Below are 13,047 nucleotides of genomic sequence, written 5' to 3'. Positions count from 1 at the left end.
ACCACCCCGCCCCGCCCCCCCCCACAACTGATATTGATCGGGCCCCCCCGGGCCCCCCCCCCCGCGCCGCGGGGGGGGGGGGCCCCCGCCGGGCCCCCCCCCCCGGCGTTCGTCAGCGCCAGCGCCAGGCGTGGTCGACCGGGCCGATCCCGGCGCCGAGGGCGAAGCCGCCCGCGATCGCGCCGGTGATGTACTCCTTGGCCGAGCCGACGGCCTCCGGCAGCGGCTCGCCCTTGGCGAGTCCGGCGGCGATCGCGCTGGCCAGCGTGCAGCCGGTGCCGTGGGTGTGCCGGTTGTCGTAGCGCGGCGCCCGGTACCAGTGCTCCTCCCCCGGCCCGCCGTACAGCAGGTCGGCGGCCTCGCCCGCCAGGTGTCCGCCCTTGACCAGGACCCAGCGCGGCCCGAGGTCGAGCAGCGCCTTGGCGGCGTCCAGCATCTGCCCCTCGTCCTCGACGGTGCGGCCGGTGAGCTGCGTCACCTCGTGCAGGTTGGGCGTGGCCAGGGTGGCCACCGGCAGCAGCTTCTCGCGGACGGTCGCGACGGCCTCGGCGGCGAGCAGCGCGTCCCCGTGCTTGGAGACGCCGACCGGGTCGACGACCACCGGGGCGTCCACCCCGGCCAGCAGGTCCGAGACGGTCTCGACGAGCTCGATCGACGCGAGCATCCCGGTCTTCACGGCCTGCACGCCGATGTCGTCCACCACGCTGCGGAACTGGGCCCGGACGGCCTCGGCGGGCAGTTCCCAGTAGCCCTGGACGCCGAGCGAGTTCTGCGCGGTGACGGCGGTGATCACGCTCATGCCGTGGACGCCGAGGGCGAGCATGGCCTTGAGGTCGGCCTGGATGCCGGCGCCGCCGCCGGAGTCGGAGCCGGCGACGGTGAGCACGCGGGGAGGGGCCGCGCGGGAAGGAGCCACGCGGGGAGGAGCAGTCGAAACCATGCCCCCAACCTACCCGCGACCGCTCAGAGCACGGCTTCCGATTCCGCCCAGCGGTCCTCCGGCACCGTCTTCAGCCTGGTCACCGCGTCCGCGACCGGCCGCAGCTCGATGGCGTTCCCGCGCAGCGCCGTGAAGTGGCCGAACGCGCCCGCGTGCACCGCCTCCACCGCGTGCCACCCGAACCTGGTCGCGAGCACCCGGTCCCGCGCGGTCGGGGTGCCGCCGCGCTGGGTGTGGCCGAGGATGACCGGGCGGGCCTCCTTGCCGAGCAGGTTCTCCAGCTCGTTGGCGAGCCGGTTGCCGATCCCGCCGAACGTCCGGTGCCCGAACTGGTCGACCTCGCCGTGGTCGAAGCGCATCGTGCCGGGCATCGGGGCGGCGCCCTCGGCGACGGCGATGATGGCGAACTTCTTGCCGCGCGCGAAGCGGTCCTCGACCATCCGGGCCACCGCCTCGATGTCGAACGGCTTCTCCGGGATCAGGATGCCGTGGGCGCCGCCGGCCATGCCCGCGGTGAGCGTGATCCAGCCGGTGTGCCGGCCCATCAACTCGACCACCATGACGCGCTGGTGGGACTCGGCGGTGGTCTTCAGCCGGTCGATCGCCTCGGTCGCGACGTGCACCGCGGTGTCGAAGCCGAAGGTGACGTCGGTGGCGTCGATGTCGTTGTCGATGGTCTTCGGCACCCCGACCACCGGCAGTCCGGCCTCGCTGAACAGCTTGGCGGCGGTCAGCGTGCCCTCGCCGCCGATCGCGATCAGCGCGTCGATGCCGATGTCCCGGGCCAGCGTCTTGGCGTTCTCCACCGCCCAGGCGATCCGCTCGCGCCGGACCCGGGCCGAACCGAGGATGGTGCCGCCGAGGGTGAGCAGTCCGGTGACGTCGTCGTGCGAGACCGGGCGGGTGCGGCCCTCGATCAGACCGAGGAAGCCGTCCAGGATCCCGACGATCTCGTCACCGTGCACATCCGTGCCCCGGTGCACCACGGAGCGGATCACCGCGTTGAGGCCGGGGCAGTCGCCGCCGCTGGTCAGAACACCGATGCGCATGGTTGGTGCGTTCTCCGCTCGCAGTGGTTCGGACCACCCGCGCCCGGAGGGCGGGCGGGCTCGATCCCTCGCAAGCCTACGCAGAACCGGCGCGCGAATCCCGTCCGCGGCACCCGGGAGCGTGACGTTCCGTACGCGTGTCCGAGCGCCATCAGCCGTACCGCGTACGTCACTCGGCGAAGTGGTCCCAGCCGCCGACCCGGTCCCAGGGCGCGCCGTCGACCGTCACCCGGCCGCCGCGGGTGCCCCGGGGCCGGCCGGTCACCTCGCCCACCACCCGCCAGCGGGCCGGGAGTTGGATCCCGCGCGGGAAGGTCGCCACGATCGCGTGGTCCTCGCCGCCGGACAGCACCCAGACCAGCGGGTCCACCCCGACGGCCTGGCCGATGTCGGCCATCTGCGCCGGGACGTCGAAGTCGGCGGCCAACAGGTCGATGTCCACGTCGCTGGCGCGGGCCACGTGCCCGAGGTCGGCGACCAGCCCGTCGCTCACGTCGATCATCGAGGTCGCGCCCAACTCGGCCGCGGCCGGGCCGGCGTGGTACGGCGGCTCGGGGCGGCGGTGCGCCTCGACGAAGGCGCGCGGGGAACGGAAGCCGCGCTGGAGCACCGTCAGGCCGGCGGCGGACCAGCCCAGCCAGCCGGTCACCGCGACCACGTCGCCCACCTGCGCGCCGGAGCGCAGCACGGCCGCGCGCCCCTGGAGGTCCCCGAGCGCCGTGATGGCGAGCATGACGGTGTCGCCGCGCACCACGTCGCCGCCGACCACGGTCGCGCCGGCCACCTGGCACTCGTCGCGCAGCCCGTCCATCAGCTCGGTGGCCCACGTGGTGGGCAGGTCGGCGGGGGCGACCAGGCCCAGCAGTATCGCGGTCGGCACCGCGCCCATCGCGGCCACGTCGGCGAGGTTCTGGGCGGCGGCCTTGCGGCCGACGTCGTAGGCGGTGGACCAGTCCCGGCGGAAGTGCCGGTTCTCGATCAGGACGTCCGTGGTGGCCACCACCCGGCCGTCCGGGGCCTTCACCACCGCCGCGTCGTCGCCCGGGCCGAGGTCGACCGCGTCGGTGAGCGGTACCCGGGCGGTCAGCTCCCTGATGAGGCCGAACTCGCCGAGCTCGCCCACGGTCCCCTGCATCTGCCGTCCTCTCGCACTCAATCCGAATCGTGCTGCCGTCCGGATCGCGCTGCCATCCGGATCCGGTCCCCCGTCGCTCCCCCCGCGCGCAGCGTACGCCCTCCCGGGGTGCAGAGGTCTCCCCTCCCCGGCCCGCAGCGCGGTAGCGTGGTGATCAGACTGCCGGTGAGCCCGTTTCCCACCCGACGTCCCTCCGGGCGAGCACGGCGGCGATCCCCCCCAACCGGCCGCCGGGAGGCCCCCGTGGTACAGGCGTACATCCTGATCCAGACCGAGGTCGGCAAGGCCACCGCCGTGGCCGAGTCGATCTCCAAGATCCCCGGCGTGCTCACCGCCGAGGACGTCACCGGCCCCTACGACGTCATCGTCCGGGCCGAGGCCGACACCGTGGACGACCTCGGCCGTCTGGTCGTGGCCAAGGTCCAGCAGGTGGAGGGCATCACCCGCACCCTGACCTGTCCGGTGGTCCACCTGTAAGGCGCGGCTACGATCGGCTGGTGCCCAGAGAACTCCGCGTCCCCCGCGCCCTCGCGGCCCTGCCCGCGCCGGTCCGCTGGCTCGCCGTGCCCGTCGCGCTGACCTGCACCGTCGTGGTGCTGCTCGGCAGTTGGAGCGGGCCGGCGGACATCGAGGTGCCGACGCCGACCGGCAAGGCGGCCGGCTACTGCCGGAACCTGGCCGCCGCGCTGCCGCAGGAGCTGCTCGGGCACGCCCGCAAGGACCCGTCGCCGTCCTCGCCGTACGTCGCGGTCTGGGACACCTCGCCCCGGACGGTGCTGCGGTGCGGCATCGACCGGCCCGAGGAGCTCGACGGCCCGCACGCCATGGACATGTCGCCGACGCTCGACGACGTCACGTGGTGGTCGCAGAAGCTGGACGACGGGAGCTACCGCTTCGTCACGACGATGCGCGCCGCGTACGTCGAGGTGATCTCCCCCGCCCACGTCTACGACAGCCCGCTGGACCCCGCCTCGGCGGTCACCGCGGCCGTCAAGGCGAACGTCCCCGGCTGACCGGAACGGACGAACGACCGACGGAGGGCGGGCCGGGAGCTTCCCGGCCCGCCCTCCGTTCCCGCGCGGGCGACTAGCGCAGCCCGGTCGAGCGCCGCAGCGCCGCCTGGAGCAGCCGGTCGATGAGCTCCGGGTACGCGACCCCGGTGGCCTCCCACATCTTCGGGTAGGCCGAGATCGGGGTGAAGCCGGGCATCGTGTTGATCTCGTTGATCATCCAGGTGCCGTCCTCCAGCAGGAAGAAGTCCACCCGGGCGAGGCCCTCGCAGCCGAAGGCCTCGAACGCGGCCACCGCCTGGCGACGGATCTCGGCGGTCTCGTCCGCCGACAGCTCCGCCGGGATCCGGACGTCCGAGGAGTCGATGTACTTGGCCTCGAAGTCGTAGAACTCGTAGTCGCCGCCGACCATGATCTCGCCGGGCACGCTGGCCCGCGGGCCGTCCTCGAACTCCAGCACGCCGCACTCGATCTCGCGGCCGGTCACCCCGGCCTCGATGATCAGCTTGGGGTCGTGCCGGCGGGCCTCCTCGATCGCGGCGTCCAGCTCGGCCAGGTCCTTGACCTTGGTGATGCCGATGCTGGAGCCGGCCCGGCAGGGCTTGACGAAGAGCGGCAGGCCGAGCTCGGCCACCCGCTCGCGCACGGCCGCGCGGCCCTCCTCGCTCTCCCAGTCGCGCCGGTTCACGATGGTGTAGCGGCCGACGTTCAGGCCGTGCGAGGCGAGGATCCGCTTGGCGAACTCCTTGTCCATGCCGGCCGCGCTGGCGAACACGCCGTTGCCCACGTACGGGACCCCGGAGAGCTCCAGCAGGCCCTGCAGGGTGCCGTCCTCGCCCCAGGGGCCGTGCAGCAGCGGGAACACCACGTCGACCTCGCCGAGCGCCTTGGGGGTGCCCCCCGGCTCGCTGAGGAGGACCTCGCGGCTGCCCGGCGAGACCGGCAGCGCGACCTGCCCGTCCACGGACTCGGCGACGTGCGCCACGTCCGGCAGCCTGCCGTCGGTGATGGCCATCCGGGCCGGCTCGTCGCTGGTCAGCGCCCAGCGGCCCTCGTGCGTGATGCCGATCGGCAGCACGTCGTACTTGTCGCGGTCGATCGCCCTGAGCACGCTGCCCGCGGTGGAGACCGAGATGGCGTGCTCGGAGCTGCGCCCGCCGAACACCAGCGCGACGCGGGGCTTCGGGGCGGACGGGTTCGGGGAGGACTGTTCGATGCTCATATCGCGTTTGAGACTACCGTGCGACGTGTTTCCGGAAAGTTAGCCGCCCCGCCACGCCGCCGCCCGGCGGTCAGCGCCGTTCCGCCTTCGCGGAGCGGGACATGAGCGTCTGCAGCGCCTCCTGGGTGGGCCTGCCGTTGTGCACGACGTCCACGACGGCCTCGACGATCGGCATGTCGACGCCGCTGCGCCGCGCGAGGTCGAGCACCGACTCGCAGGACTTGACGCCCTCGGCGGTCTGCTTGGTCGCCGCGATCGTCTCGGCGAGGGACATGCCCCGGCCCAGGTTCATACCGAAGGTGTTGTTGCGCGACAGCGGCGAGGAGCAGGTGGCGACCAGGTCGCCCATCCCGGCGAGGCCCGCGAACGTGTGCGGGTCGGCGCCGAGCGCCTCGCCGAGCCGGGTGGTCTCGGCCAGCCCGCGGGTGATCAGCGTCGCCTTGGTGTTGTCGCCGAGCCCCATGCCCGCGGCCATGCCGACCGCGAGGCCGATCACGTTCTTGACCGCGCCGCCGAGTTCGCAGCCCACCACGTCGGTGTTGGTGTACGGGCGGAAGTACGGCGTGTGGCAGGCCGCCTGGAGCCGCTTGGCGACCGCCTCGTCGCTGCAGGCGACGACGCTGGCGGCGGGCTGGCGGTTGGCGATCTCCTTGGCCAGGTTGGGCCCGCTGACCACCGCGACCCGCTCCCGGCCGACCTTGGCGACCTCGTCGATGACCTCGCTCATCCGCTTCGCGGTGCCGAGTTCGATGCCCTTCATGAGGCTGACCAGGACGGTCTGCGGCTCGATCAGCGGCGCCCAGGCGGCCAGGTTGTCGCGCAGCGTCTGCGAGGGCACCACGAGGACGGCGAAGTCGGCGCCGGCCAGCGCCTCGGCGGGGTCGGTGGTGGCGCGGACGGAGTCGGGCAGGCGCACGCCCGGGAGGTAGTCCGGGTTCTCGTGCGTGCTGTTGACCGCGTCCGCCAGCTCCTGGCGGCGGGCCCAGAGCACGACCTCGCTGCCGGCGTCGGCCAGCACCATCGCGAACGCGGTGCCCCAGGAGCCGGTCCCCATCACGGCGCAGCGGGTCACTGACCGGCCTCCTCGGTGTTCGTGCCGCCCTTGGCGCGGCGGCGTTCGGCGAGCGCGGCGGCGGCCCGCTCGCGGGCGGCCCTGCGCATGTCGTAGCGCTCGGCGGGCGGCTCCTCGCCGCGCACGCCGGCCAGCACGGCGGTGATCGCCGTCATGATGTCCTCGGTGGCGTCGCCCAGCACCTGGGCGGTGAGCTCCATGCCCCGGTACTTGCTCAGATCCACCGGCGGACCGGCCGCGACGACCACCCGGTGGCGCGGGAAGAGGTTGAACCTGCCCTTCCCGTAACCGGGCCGGCCGTACGGCGGGATGATCTCGTGGGCGCCCCAGTGCGCGACCGGGATGACCGGCGCACCGGTCATCAGCGCGACCCGGGCGACGCCGCTCTTGCCGGTCATCGGCCACAGGTCCGGGTCCCGGGTGAGGGTGCCCTCGGGGTAGAACTGCACGCACTGGCCGTTGTTGACGGCGTCGATCGCGGCCCGGAACGCCTGTGCGGCGTCCGTCGACTCGCGGAACACCGGAATCTGGCCGGTCTTGCGCAGCATGAATCCGATGAAGGGAATCGAGAACAGCGAGGACTTGCCGAGAATCCGCGGCGGGCGGCCGCTGTTGTACTGCCAGTGCGCGTAGACCAACGGGTCGATGATCGAATTGTGGTTCACCGCGGCGATGAATCCACCTTCCTCGGGAAGGTGCTCCCAGCCCCGCCAGTCGGGCTTCACCAGCGCGGTCGTCACCGGCTTGACCAGCACGGCCGCAAAGCGGTACCAGATGCCGTAGTCGGCGTTGCCGAACTTGGCGTGCGAGCGGCGGGCCACCCCAGGTCCTCCTCATCCGTGCGGCACACGGGGTGCCGCGGTCCTTGCCTCCCGGCGCCGGTGCACCGGGCGCCCGGTGCCCGGATCGCGGGCGCGGAACAGTGTCGCCCGCCCGCTCACCGACTGTCGAGCGACCGCGCCAGCGCACCGGGCGGTCGTGATCAAACGCACGTCCGCACAGCTGGGACGGCCTGGCGGGGGCTCCGGGGCCGGCGTCACAATGACGCCGATGACCCAGGACACCGTACGCCCCAGCGGGCCCGTCGCGCCCGCCGCACCCACCGCCGGCTGGTCGCTGGTGCTGCCGCTCAAGCCGCTCGCCCTCGCCAAGTCCCGGCTGGCCCCGTACGCCGGGGCGCACCGGGCCGACCTGGCGCTCTCGTTCGCGCTCGACACCGTCACCGCCGCGCTCGCGACCCCGGGCGTCGCCCGCGTCCTGGTGGTCACGCGGGACCCCGCGGCCGGCCCGCGGCTGGCCGCGCTCGGCGCCGTGGTGGTGGCCGACGAACCCGGCGGCGGCCTCAACCGGGCGCTGGCGCACGGGGCCGCGGCCGCGCTGGCGCTCGCCCCGGACGCGCCGCTGGCCGCCCTCTCGGCGGACCTGCCGGCGCTGCGGCCGGCCGAACTGGCCCGGGTGCTGGGCGCGGTGCCGTCCCGGGGCCGGGCCTTCCTGCCGGACTCCCCCGGCCTCGGCACGACGCTGCTCGCCTGTGCCCCCGGCAGCCCGCTCGCCCCCGCGTTCGGGGACGGCTCACGGGCCCGGCACGCGGCCGGCGGGGCACTCGAACTGGGCCTGGCGGACGTGGAGTCGGTGCGCCGCGACGTCGACACCGGCGCGGACCTCGGCGAGGCCCTGGCCCTCGGCGTCGGCCCCCACACGAGCGCCTCGTTCGCCCTCATCGGCCGTTCCTGACGCACGCCCCGCGAGACGCCGCCCGGGACTGTCGGACCCGCTCGCTATGCTGCTGGCATGCAGGCCACCGCGTTCACCTTCGACCCCGCCACCCGGGCCGGCTCCGTGCTGCTCGACGACGGGACCCCGGTGCCGTTCGACGCGGCCGCCTTCGACGCCGGCGGCCTGCGGCTGCTGCGGCCCGGCCAGCGGGTGCGCATCCGCACCGAGGGCAGCGGCGGGGCGCGCCGCGTGGTCTTCCTGACGCTCCAGACCTTCCCGGACCCGGCCGACGGCTGAACCGCCACCCGCCGGCGGTGCCGGCCGGACGCCCGGCGGGAAGAGGACCGCAACGCGAAAGAGCCGTGGCGGCCCGGCCTCCGCGTCATGCGGAAACGGGTGCGCCACGGCTTCTCTCGAAGGCCGTCCGAGGACGCCGCGCGGGACTACTTGGCGGTGGTCTTGCGCGCGGTGGTCTTGCGGGTGGCGGTCTTCTTCGCCGGAGCCGTCTTCTTGGCCGTGGCGGTCGCCTTCTTGGCGGTCGCGGTGGTCTTCTTGGCGGCGGCGGTGGTGACCGTCTTCTTGGCGGCGGCCGTCTTCTTCGTGGCGGTCGCCGTGGTCTTCTTGGCGGCGGCCGTGGTGGCCGTCTTCTTGGCGGCGGCCGTCTTCTTCGTGGCGGTCGCCGTGGTCTTCTTGGCGGCGGCCGTGGTGGCCGTCTTCTTGGCGGCGGCCTTCTTGGCGGCCGGCGCGGCGGCAGCGGCGGCGGCACGCTTGGTGGCGGCGCGCTTGGCGGCCGGGGTGGCGGCGACGCCGCTCTTGCCCGGGGTGAGGGAGCCCTTGGGGGCCTTCTTCACCGAGGGGCCTTCCTTCGGCAGCTTCTTGCTGCCGCTGACCAGGTCCTTGAAGCCCTGGCCCGGACGGAAGCGGGGCACCGAGGTCTTCTTGACCTTGACCTTCTCGCCGGTCTGCGGGTTGCGGGCGAAGCGCGCGGAGCGCTCCACCTTCTCGAAGGTGCCGAAACCGGTGACCGAAACCCGGTCACCGGCCACAACGGCACGGACCATGGTGTCGAGCACTGCGTCGACGGCCTCTGCGGCAGCCTTGCGACCGCCCAGCTGCTCGGCCACCGCTTCGACAAGCTGAGCCTTGTTCACGTCTTCCCCTTCGGAAACGGGCGCCGGATGATTCCATCCGTTCTTTTCGCACGTTAGGTATGTATCTGCGGACTTTCAATTACCAAACGCGCGAATCACCCTAGTGTCGCAATGGATTTGCGCGTCGGCGACCTCAGCCGAGCGGCGGGCGCCCCTCGTCGAGGTCATGCACAAACCGACTCAACCGCCTTGCCGCCTCCGGAAGATCGCGCTTGGCGGCCTCGGTGACGATGAGGAGTTGACGGGTGAGAGCGGTCTTTGCATCCGTAGACACGTTCAGCGCATGCACACGGTCGTGAGCTTGCTTCAACCGCTCGGCCACAAGCGCGTAGAGCGCTGCGACTTCCGGGTCGTCCGGCCCCTCAGCAGGTGCGGAGGCGACGTCCGGCCGCTCGTCAATTCGGCGTTCGGATCCCCGGCCCGTGGACTCCGAAGGCGCGGGTTCGCCGCCCGCGTACGGAGGTTCATGGTGCCGGTGCATGCACTGATTGTGCCATCTACCCGCAGTTGTGCATGCGCGGGGCCCTCTCGGGCAAAGCCAAATGGGCAATCGGGGGCGGCCCGGCGGCCCTAACTCGTGCTCCGGAACGCCGGATGGCCCGCCCCCCCGAGGAGGGGGCGGGCCATCCGGCGGATCGTCAGAATGCTTGTTCTGAAGGGATCTCAGGCAGCGGGCTGGGTACGGGGCTTGAAGGCCGGGCGGGTCGCCTCGAACGCGGCGATGTCGGGCTCGTTCTGCAGCGTGATGCTGATGTCGTCCAGCCCGTTGAGCAGCCGCCAGCGGACGTTGTCGTCCAGTTCGAACGGCGCGGTGACGCCCTCGGCCCGGACCTCGCGGGCCTCCAGGTCGACCGTGATCTCGGCACCGGCGTCACTCTCGGTGAGCACCCAGAGGCGCTCCACGGTCTCCTGCGGCAGGACGACCGTCAGCAGGCCGTTTTTAAGGGAATTCCCACGGAAGATGTCGGCGAAGCGCGACGAGATGACGGCGTGGAAGCCGTAGTTCTGCAGCGCCCAGACGGCGTGCTCGCGCGAGGATCCGGTGCCGAACTCGGGGCCGGCCACCAGGACGGTGGCGCCCCGGCGCTCCGGCTGGTTGAGGATGAACGACTCGTCCTTGCGCCAGGCCTCGAACAGCCCGCCCTCGAAGCCGGAGCGGGTCACCTTCTTCAGCCAGTGGGCGGGGATGATCTGGTCGGTGTCTACGTTGCTGCGGCGCAGCGGGACGGCCCGGCCGGTGTGGGTGGTGAACTTCTCCATGGCTCAGGCCTCCACGGCGATGTCGGCGGTCAGGTCGGACGGGGCCGCCAGCCGGCCCAGGACGGCGGTCGCGGCGGCGACCTGCGGGGAGACCAGGTGGGTGCGGCCGCCCTTGCCCTGCCGGCCCTCGAAGTTGCGGTTCGAGGTGGAGGCGCAGCGCTCGCCGGGGGCGAGCTGGTCGGGGTTCATGCCCAGGCACATCGAGCAGCCCGCGTGCCGCCACTCGGCGCCGGCCGCGGTGAACACCTTGTCCAGGCCCTCCTCGACGGCCTGCAGCGCGACGCGCACCGAGCCCGGCACGACCAGCATCCGTACGCCGTCGGCGATCCGGCGGCCGTCCAGGACGGCGGCGGCGGCGCGCAGGTCCTCAATGCGGCCGTTGGTGCAGGAGCCGACGAAGACCGCGTCGACCTTGACCTCGCGCAGCGGGGTGCCGGCCTCCAGGCCCATGTACTTCAGGGCGTTCTCGGCGGCGGTGCGCTCCTGCGGGTCGGCGAAGTCCTCGGGGTACGGGACGGCGGAGCCCAGCGGAGCGCCCTGGCCGGGGTTGGTGCCCCAGGTGACGAACGGGGTCAGCTCGCTCGCGTCGATGAAGATCTCGTGGTCGAAGACCGCGTCCTCGTCGGTGCCCAGGGTGTTCCAGTACGCGACGGCGGCGTCCCAGTCCTCGCCCCGGGGGGCGTGCGGGCGGCCCTTGAGGTACTCGAACGTGGTCTCGTCCGGGGCGATCATGCCGGCCCGGGCGCCCGCCTCGATCGACATGTTGCAGATGGTCATCCGGGCCTCCATGGACAGGCTCCGGATCGCCGAACCGCGGTACTCCAGGACGTAGCCCTGGCCGCCGCCGGTGCCGATCTTCGCGATGACGGCGAGGATCAGGTCCTTGGCGGTGACGCCCTCGGGCAGCTCGCCCTCGACGGTGATCGCCATGGTGCGGAACGGCGCGAGCGGCAGCGTCTGGGTGGCCAGCACGTGTTCGACCTGGCTGGTGCCGATGCCGAACGCCAGTGCGCCGAAGGCGCCGTGGGTGGAGGTGTGGGAGTCGCCGCAGACCACGGTCATGCCGGGCTGGGTCAGGCCGAGCTGCGGGCCGACGACGTGGACGACGCCCTGCTCGACGTCGCCCAGCGAGTGGATCCGGACGCCGAACTCGGCGGCGTTGCGGCGCAGCGTCTCCAGCTGGACCTTGGAGACCGGGTCGGCGATCGGCTTGTCGATGTCCAGGGTCGGGGTGTTGTGGTCCTCGGTGGCGATCGTCAGATCGGTGCGGCGGACCGGGCGGCCGGCCAGCCGCAGGCCGTCGAAGGCCTGCGGGCTGGTGACCTCGTGGAGCAGGTGCAGGTCGATGAAGAGCAGGTCGGGCTCACCCTCCGCGCGCCGCACGACGTGGTCGTCCCAGACCTTCTCTGCGAGTGTCCGTCCCATCGGGTTCCCTCCAGCCGGCCGCGTTGCCGGCCTTCTCGGTGTCGTCGAGGTCAAAGCTGTCGCCGCCCATGGTGCGGAGCGCTTCGCGCGACCTGCACGCCGGATCGGTGTCCACGATGCGGACACTCTGTCGAGGCCCCATCCTGGGTGTCTCCCGGGCTGCTGCATCCAGAGTGGCGCTTTTCCGGCGAGATTGAACTTGCGTCTCGCGGAATGAGACTGCAGTCTTAGGGCATGGACAACACTAGCGGCGTCGGCGTTCTCGACAAGGCCGCTCTGGTGCTCAGCGCACTGGAGTCGGGCCCCGCCACGTTGGCGGGGCTGGTCGCCGCCACCGGTCTGGCGCGCCCCACGGCCCACCGACTCGCCGTCGCACTCGAACACCACCGTCTGGTCACCAGGGACATGCAGGGGCGTTTCATCCTCGGCCCCCGTCTCTCCGAACTCTCCGCCGCGGCGGGCGAGGACCGGCTGCTCGCCACCGCGGGCCCGGTCCTGACCCACCTGCGCGACGTCACCGGCGAGAGCGCACAGCTCTACCGCCGGCAGGGCGAGATGCGGATCTGCGTAGCCGCCGCCGAGCGGCTCTCCGGTCTGCGGGACACCGTCCCGGTCGGCAGCACCCTGCCGATGAAGGCCGGCTCGGCCGCCCAGGTCCTGCTGGCCTGGGAGGAGCCCGAGCGGCTCCACCGCGGCCTCCAGGGCGCCCGCTTCACCGCGACCGCGCTGAGCGGCGTCCGGCGCCGCGGCTGGGCCCAGTCGATCGGCGAGCGGGAGCCGGGCGTCGCGTCCGTCTCCGCGCCCGTGCGCGGCCCCTCCAACCGCGTCGTGGCCGCCGTCTCCGTCTCCGGCCCGATCGAGCGCCTGACCCGTCACCCGGGCCGGCTGCACGCCCAGGCCATCATCGAAGCCGCGAACCGGCTCACCGAGGCCCTGCGGCGCAGCTGACACACCACGCGGAAAAGCCCGGCGGGGGGGGGGCCGGTGGTGTGTTAGGGCGCGCGGGGGGTGGGTGTCGGAGGGGGGGGGGGTGGCGCGGAGATGTGAAACGCGCAGAGGGGGGCGGG

At 73.0% G+C, this 13,047-nt stretch carries 15 protein-coding genes; 5 read left to right on the top strand and 10 right to left on the bottom strand.

The window, feature by feature from the left end:
• Nucleotides 1-112: 112 nt before the first annotated feature.
• The 3 genes from thiD to ACFV4F_RS21150 all read right to left on the bottom strand — a co-directional run bounded on the left by thiD (nucleotide 113) and on the right by ACFV4F_RS21150 (nucleotide 3,124).
• The gene (thiD, locus tag ACFV4F_RS21160; protein WP_380504516.1) at nucleotides 113-940 is read right to left on the bottom strand and encodes a bifunctional hydroxymethylpyrimidine kinase/phosphomethylpyrimidine kinase; all 828 of its coding nucleotides are present in this window, start codon (nucleotides 938-940) and stop codon (nucleotides 113-115) included.
• A 23-nt stretch (nucleotides 941-963) separates the two neighbouring features.
• On the bottom strand, nucleotides 964-1,989 hold the full coding sequence (locus ACFV4F_RS21155; RefSeq protein WP_380445671.1) for an ATP-dependent 6-phosphofructokinase: 1,026 nt from the start codon (nucleotides 1,987-1,989) through the stop codon (nucleotides 964-966).
• Nucleotides 1,990-2,158: 169 nt separating this feature from the next.
• Nucleotides 2,159-3,124 carry a thiamine-phosphate kinase gene (locus tag ACFV4F_RS21150; protein ID WP_380445672.1) on the bottom strand — a complete coding sequence of 322 codons (966 nt, stop codon included), beginning with the start codon at nucleotides 3,122-3,124 and terminating at the stop codon, nucleotides 2,159-2,161.
• Nucleotides 3,125-3,367: 243 nt separating this feature from the next.
• Between ACFV4F_RS21150 and ACFV4F_RS21145 the strand changes: the two genes are divergently transcribed.
• Nucleotides 3,368-3,601 carry an Lrp/AsnC family transcriptional regulator gene (locus ACFV4F_RS21145; protein ID WP_218205768.1) on the top strand — a complete coding sequence of 78 codons (234 nt, stop codon included), beginning with the start codon at nucleotides 3,368-3,370 and terminating at the stop codon, nucleotides 3,599-3,601.
• A 20-nt stretch (nucleotides 3,602-3,621) separates the two neighbouring features.
• Nucleotides 3,622-4,137: a DUF3515 family protein gene (locus ACFV4F_RS21140; RefSeq protein ID WP_380504513.1), complete on the top strand. Its 516-nt coding sequence runs from the start codon at nucleotides 3,622-3,624 to the stop codon at nucleotides 4,135-4,137.
• A 73-nt stretch (nucleotides 4,138-4,210) separates the two neighbouring features.
• Here the strand turns inward: ACFV4F_RS21140 and ACFV4F_RS21135 are convergent, their stop codons facing one another.
• The 3 genes from ACFV4F_RS21135 to ACFV4F_RS21125 form a co-directional block, all read right to left on the bottom strand.
• The gene (locus ACFV4F_RS21135) at nucleotides 4,211-5,356 is read right to left on the bottom strand and encodes a D-alanine--D-alanine ligase family protein (protein WP_380504510.1); all 1,146 of its coding nucleotides are present in this window, start codon (nucleotides 5,354-5,356) and stop codon (nucleotides 4,211-4,213) included.
• 70 nt (nucleotides 5,357-5,426) lie between these two features.
• Complete coding sequence (locus ACFV4F_RS21130) at nucleotides 5,427-6,428, bottom strand: NAD(P)H-dependent glycerol-3-phosphate dehydrogenase (RefSeq protein ID WP_380445675.1); 1,002 nt, start codon at nucleotides 6,426-6,428, stop codon at nucleotides 5,427-5,429.
• Entirely contained in the window at nucleotides 6,425-7,249 is an 825-nt protein-coding gene (locus ACFV4F_RS21125; RefSeq protein WP_380499572.1) for a lysophospholipid acyltransferase family protein, read from the bottom strand. The genes ACFV4F_RS21130 and ACFV4F_RS21125 overlap by 4 nt, the downstream gene beginning before the upstream one ends.
• Before the next feature lie 229 nt (nucleotides 7,250-7,478).
• On the opposite strand from ACFV4F_RS21125, the gene cofC reads away from it, so the two are divergent.
• Nucleotides 7,479-8,162, top strand: coding sequence for a 2-phospho-L-lactate guanylyltransferase (gene cofC, locus ACFV4F_RS21120; RefSeq protein WP_380499570.1), 684 nt, complete (start codon nucleotides 7,479-7,481; stop codon nucleotides 8,160-8,162).
• A 57-nt stretch (nucleotides 8,163-8,219) separates the two neighbouring features.
• Nucleotides 8,220-8,441, top strand: a complete 222-nt coding sequence (locus ACFV4F_RS21115; RefSeq protein ID WP_380499568.1) for a hypothetical protein — start codon at nucleotides 8,220-8,222, stop codon at nucleotides 8,439-8,441.
• Nucleotides 8,442-8,587: 146 nt separating this feature from the next.
• On the opposite strand, the gene ACFV4F_RS21110 is transcribed toward ACFV4F_RS21115, so the two are convergent.
• The 4 genes from ACFV4F_RS21110 to leuC all read right to left on the bottom strand — a co-directional run bounded on the left by ACFV4F_RS21110 (nucleotide 8,588) and on the right by leuC (nucleotide 11,980).
• Nucleotides 8,588-9,295: an HU family DNA-binding protein gene (locus tag ACFV4F_RS21110; protein ID WP_380499567.1), complete on the bottom strand. Its 708-nt coding sequence runs from the start codon at nucleotides 9,293-9,295 to the stop codon at nucleotides 8,588-8,590.
• Between the two features lie 133 nt (nucleotides 9,296-9,428).
• A complete protein-coding gene (locus ACFV4F_RS21105) occupies nucleotides 9,429-9,776 on the bottom strand; it encodes a hypothetical protein (protein ID WP_380445681.1) in 348 nt (115 codons plus the stop codon).
• 182 nt (nucleotides 9,777-9,958) lie between these two features.
• On the bottom strand, nucleotides 9,959-10,555 hold the full coding sequence (gene leuD, locus ACFV4F_RS21100) for a 3-isopropylmalate dehydratase small subunit (RefSeq protein ID WP_380445682.1): 597 nt from the start codon (nucleotides 10,553-10,555) through the stop codon (nucleotides 9,959-9,961).
• A gap of 3 nt (nucleotides 10,556-10,558) precedes the next feature.
• Entirely contained in the window at nucleotides 10,559-11,980 is a 1,422-nt protein-coding gene (gene leuC / locus ACFV4F_RS21095) for a 3-isopropylmalate dehydratase large subunit (RefSeq protein WP_380504505.1), read from the bottom strand.
• Nucleotides 11,981-12,214: 234 nt separating this feature from the next.
• Here leuC and ACFV4F_RS21090 point away from each other — a divergent pair, with 234 nt between their 5' ends.
• The gene (locus tag ACFV4F_RS21090; protein WP_030246527.1) at nucleotides 12,215-12,928 is read left to right on the top strand and encodes an IclR family transcriptional regulator; all 714 of its coding nucleotides are present in this window, start codon (nucleotides 12,215-12,217) and stop codon (nucleotides 12,926-12,928) included.
• Nucleotides 12,929-13,047: the final 119 nt, after the last annotated feature.

It is taken from the genome of Kitasatospora sp. NPDC059722 (assembly GCF_042733235.1).
Classification (GTDB): domain Bacteria; phylum Actinomycetota; class Actinomycetes; order Streptomycetales; family Streptomycetaceae; genus Kitasatospora.
Note: the sequence above shows the minus strand (reverse complement) of the source record. Positions and strands in the feature narration are given on the sequence as shown.

Bases quoted from the DNA above. Each gene is read 5' to 3' on its own strand.
- ACFV4F_RS21090 (WP_030246527.1), top strand. From the start codon at position 12,215: ATGGACAACACTAGCGGCGTCGGCGTTCTCGACAAGGCCGCTCTGGTG.
- ACFV4F_RS21155 (WP_380445671.1), bottom strand. From the start codon at position 1,989: ATGCGCATCGGTGTTCTGACCAGCGGCGGCGACTGCCCCGGCCTCAAC.
- cofC (WP_380499570.1), top strand. From the start codon at position 7,479: ATGACCCAGGACACCGTACGCCCCAGCGGGCCCGTCGCGCCCGCCGCA.
- leuC (WP_380504505.1), bottom strand. From the start codon at position 11,980: ATGGGACGGACACTCGCAGAGAAGGTCTGGGACGACCACGTCGTGCGG.
- ACFV4F_RS21150 (WP_380445672.1), bottom strand. From the start codon at position 3,124: ATGCAGGGGACCGTGGGCGAGCTCGGCGAGTTCGGCCTCATCAGGGAG.
- ACFV4F_RS21115 (WP_380499568.1), top strand. From the start codon at position 8,220: ATGCAGGCCACCGCGTTCACCTTCGACCCCGCCACCCGGGCCGGCTCC.
- leuD (WP_380445682.1), bottom strand. From the start codon at position 10,555: ATGGAGAAGTTCACCACCCACACCGGCCGGGCCGTCCCGCTGCGCCGC.
- ACFV4F_RS21105 (WP_380445681.1), bottom strand. From the start codon at position 9,776: ATGCACCGGCACCATGAACCTCCGTACGCGGGCGGCGAACCCGCGCCT.
- ACFV4F_RS21135 (WP_380504510.1), bottom strand. From the start codon at position 5,356: ATGAGCATCGAACAGTCCTCCCCGAACCCGTCCGCCCCGAAGCCCCGC.
- thiD (WP_380504516.1), bottom strand. From the start codon at position 940: ATGGTTTCGACTGCTCCTCCCCGCGTGGCTCCTTCCCGCGCGGCCCCT.